Here is a 3,819-nt window from a genome sequence, read left to right as displayed (position 1 = left end):
TCTTCGTTTTCGGTATCCAATACCCCGATTGCAGTTCCTTTCCTTTCAAATTCATCCGGCGTGAAACCTTGCCATGTTGCGGCGTCATGGAGCTCTTCATTCTTAAATTCAATACCTGCATTTTTAAAGGTTTGCCTGAGCTCGTTTCTAATATCCAGACCTTGCCGAATATCTTCAATGATGGCGTTCTTGTCAAAGTTGGTATTGGTTATGGTTGTAAACAAACCATCAAAAACGAATTTGTCTACTTTTCCCTTGTCGTAATCTACCTGATTGTTTCGTGCTTTTTGCGAATAGATAGAAATTCCCTTGATCACATAGATCAAAAGGTCCATCAGATTCGATTCTTCCGGTGACTTTCCGCATGTTCCCTTGATGGTGCATCCGGTATTTTTTGCAGCTTCCTGACATTGATAGCAAAACATTTTCATGTCCATAGTTGATTCTCCTTTTTTAATTTGTAATTTTTATTGTTTATCAGTAAAATATATTTTGTATCTATAACTAATGAAGCGTCTTCTTAGTTTTATATCCATTGTTCTTCCTGAATATCTCCCTGTATTCCAACCGTAATCGATTTAATGGGTACCTTGCGTCTGGCGTTTTCCGCTGCCATCCGGGCTAGCTGTAACAGTCCACCACAGCATGGCACTTCCATCTTCATAACGGTAATGGTGTTTACTTTGGCATCATTGATCATGGAAATCAGCTTTTCAACGTAGCTTTCCTTATTGGAATCCAGCTTCGGACAGGCAATGGCAAGGGCTTTGCCTTTCATATATTGCCTGTGGAAATCGCCCATGGCGTAAGCCACACAATCAGCCGAAAGTAGCAGATCGGCATTGCGAAACTGCTGGGAAGTCGGATTGATCAGATGCATCTGCACGGGCCAGTGGGCCAGCTGCGACGGGTTAGTTCCTGACGGCTCATCAGATAGGTTTTCTCGGGTATCCCGTTCTTCCAGGTCGACTTCCGCACTACCCGGACAGCCTCCTCCGCCGCAGCCTCCTTCTTCAGCATGAGCTGCTGCGTGGGCATGCCGGTGCTTTTTGCCGTTGCCCTGATGTACCGTGGCAATGACCTCATCCACATCAAAATCCACCTCACCGCGGTGCTCTTTTAGATACTTTGCTCCCTGCTTGAGGTAGCCGAATTCATGGTGATCCTTCAGATGGTTCAGATGGGCAATTACGGTATTTTTGCCCTTGGTAACCATTTCCTTCATTACCGCGACCTCATCATAGGGTTCGGCTTCCCTTTCTTCTATGCTGATGGCGCCCTGGGGGCAATGACCGATGCAGGCGCCCAGGCCGTCGCACATCAGATCGCTTACCAGACGTGCCTTGCCGTCGATGATCTGCAGGGCACCCTCGTGGCATTCGGGAACGCACAGCCCGCAGCCGTCGCATTTGTTTTCATCTATATTTATGATTTTTCTTTTCATTGGTTGTTCAGATTGTTTGTTTTTGTATCTTTTTATTCTTTAATAGGTTAGACATCCAATCTTTTGTTTAAATAATTAAGTATTGAAATACCAAAATAAATGTAAATATTTCGGTTCACCAAATAAGCCACAATGTTTTTTCATAACACTGGTTTATTTAGAATCAATTTAAATAATAAGACTAAAAATACTTCTCCCTCCTGGCTGGCAGAGCGAGAAGTAAACATGAACATTAATTGCGAAGTTGTTTATGCAAGAAAATTAACCTTATGCATTGTAACATTTCTTATATAAGCCGATCTAAAGGATAAAGTTGAACCTTAAAAATTAATCATTATGGGAATATTGACAGGACCCGGACCAGCATTGTTTACCATTATTCTGTTTGTAGCAGCAGCCATTATTATTTATAAATTCATTGTTTCAAAGCACAAAGAAAGAATGGCCATGATAGAGAAAGGAGCAGTGGATCTCGGCATGGATTCCAGAAAATATTCAAAGCTTTCGACACTGAGAAATGCCATATTGTTTATTTCGATTGGCCTGGGGCTTTTTCTGGTAAGCGTTATTGATTTTAATAGCGTTGTAGCAGATCTTTCATTATTGCTTATGGTCGGAGGTGTAGGATTTCTCGTCTATTACCTGGTGGTGCTTAAACGGATGGATGAGAAAGAAGATTAGTACGATTCATGGATAGCTACCTGTCAAAAGCCATAGACGGAGACCGGGAGGCACTGAATTATCTCCTTGATCAGCACAAGGACCTGGCTTTTTCCATTGCCTTGAAGCTTGTGGGGAATGAAACCGATGCGGAGGACATTGTGCAGGAGGCTTTCATTAAGGTGTTGACATCCATCGGGCGTTTTCGGGAGGAGTCAAAATTCTCCACCTGGCTCTACCGGATTGTTTACAATGAATCGCTAAGGCGACTCAATGAAAAAAGCCGGGAATCCCTACATCTGGATCGGGATAATGGCGTACCATTAAAATTCGTTCCTTTGGATGAAGATGCATTCGAAAAGATTTCACGAGAGGAGGAGCAGAAGCTGGTGAATGAGGCGATGGAAAAGCTGAATCCCAATGAGCATCTGGTATTGTCGCTGTTTTATTCCGGCGAAAAGAGCATTAATGAAATAATCGGTATTACAGGCTTTACGAAGTCCAATGTCAGGGTGCTGATGCATCGCGGAAGGAAGCATCTTTATGATATTATCAATCAATATAAACACGCTTAATAAAGGGAAAAATAAATGAAAGCCAGTAAAGACAAGCTTACAAGGAAGATCATGCAACTGGGTGTCCGGAAGGTTCCTTCGGAGAATTTCAATGACCGGGTCATACATCAACTGGAACAGAAGCGGAAGGAGAAAGTTTTGAAACCGGCGGGCAGCCAGTCTCTTTTGGTTGTTCTGGCTTCGGTTTTGCTGATATTGTCAGGTATTGTGGTTTATTTGCAGGGGGCTTCCGTGGAGAGTCTTTCCTTTATTCAGGATCCGGCCGGGGTGATGCAGACCCTGTTTGTGGTTCTTAGCGTAATTTTCGTCTATGCCATATATACGCTTTTGGCGGAATTCCTGGAGTCGCGCAGCGGATGGAATGGCTCACACCACACCCTTTAAAGAAAAAATTTAGGCCGGATAACTAAAGTAGGGGGTATATTTATTCCTCGTCAATGGTTTCGTGGGCCATGATATCCCATTTCCCTTCTTCTTCTTTGAGATACATTATGTAAAATTCCGACTGGTTCTTTCCTGTATGCCAGGTATATTCAAGCAATGTCCGGGTGGAATCACTGTTGAAGCCTGGAAAGGTTAAATAAAGCACCCCTTTGGTTTCGGGATAATTTTTGTGGAAGCTTTCCCAGCCTTCGTATGAGTCGAGTTCATATGATTCCAGTTCTTCATGGGTAACGAGTTTTACCTGTGTATCCGTATCAAAATCAGTACCCAGATTATAGGAATGCTCGTTATTTTTGATATAATTGTCAAGGGTGAGGCTGTCGAGGCCGGTTGTATCACGCGCGTATAAATCTTGACAAGCATCCTCATGCACTGTGGTATCGGTTTGCTGTTGCAGTACCAAATAATCCTGATTACTGAATTGATGGTCGATTACCCTGGAGTAGACCCCGTATACTTCTTCTCCCAGCTCGTCCGGTGGATTCAGTTCATATACCAGGTTGGTTTTGTCTTCCTCACAGCCTGCCAGAAACGATATCAGTATGACCAATACCGCTTTTATTCCAAATCCGATCCTCATTTTAATCATAGATGACTTTTACTAATTAGATGTGTGATTGGTTGATTTAGTTGCGAATGTTATTCAAAAACTTCATTAAATTTTTTAAGAACGGGTTGCATCTCCTTTCTTCCTAT

At 42.8% G+C, this 3,819-nt stretch carries 6 protein-coding genes; 3 read left to right on the top strand and 3 right to left on the bottom strand.

The annotated features are described in order from the left end of the window. Both KGY70_18585 and KGY70_18580 read right to left on the bottom strand, forming a co-directional pair. Positions 1–437, bottom strand: a 437-nt coding sequence (locus tag KGY70_18585; GenBank protein MBS3777210.1) for a hydroxylamine reductase, incomplete at its 3' end; no start/stop codon positions are given. Between the two features lie 89 nt (positions 438–526). Next, a complete protein-coding gene (locus tag KGY70_18580; GenBank protein MBS3777209.1) occupies positions 527–1,444 on the bottom strand; it encodes a 4Fe-4S binding protein in 918 nt (305 codons plus the stop codon). A gap of 336 nt (positions 1,445–1,780) precedes the next feature. On the opposite strand from KGY70_18580, the gene KGY70_18575 reads away from it, so the two are divergent. Genes KGY70_18575 through KGY70_18565 form a run of 3 tightly spaced genes read left to right on the top strand, consistent with a single transcriptional unit; the run spans position 1,781 to position 3,063 of the window. Beyond that, positions 1,781–2,125: a hypothetical protein gene (locus KGY70_18575; protein MBS3777208.1), complete on the top strand. Its 345-nt coding sequence runs from the start codon at positions 1,781–1,783 to the stop codon at positions 2,123–2,125. Positions 2,126–2,133: 8 nt separating this feature from the next. Continuing rightward, a complete protein-coding gene (locus KGY70_18570; GenBank protein MBS3777207.1) occupies positions 2,134–2,679 on the top strand; it encodes a sigma-70 family RNA polymerase sigma factor in 546 nt (181 codons plus the stop codon). Between the two features lie 15 nt (positions 2,680–2,694). After that, positions 2,695–3,063, top strand: a complete 369-nt coding sequence (locus KGY70_18565) for a hypothetical protein (protein ID MBS3777206.1) — start codon at positions 2,695–2,697, stop codon at positions 3,061–3,063. Positions 3,064–3,103: 40 nt separating this feature from the next. Here KGY70_18565 and KGY70_18560 read toward each other — a convergent pair whose 3' ends face one another. After that, positions 3,104–3,712 (bottom strand): hypothetical protein, encoded by a 609-nt coding sequence (locus KGY70_18560; protein ID MBS3777205.1) that lies wholly within the window; start codon positions 3,710–3,712, stop codon positions 3,104–3,106. Positions 3,713–3,819 lie beyond the last annotated feature (107 nt).

Source organism: Bacteroidales bacterium (genome assembly GCA_018334875.1).
Lineage (GTDB): Bacteria > Bacteroidota > Bacteroidia > Bacteroidales > UBA12077 > JAGXLC01.
Note: the sequence above shows the minus strand (reverse complement) of the source record. Positions and strands in the feature narration are given on the sequence as shown.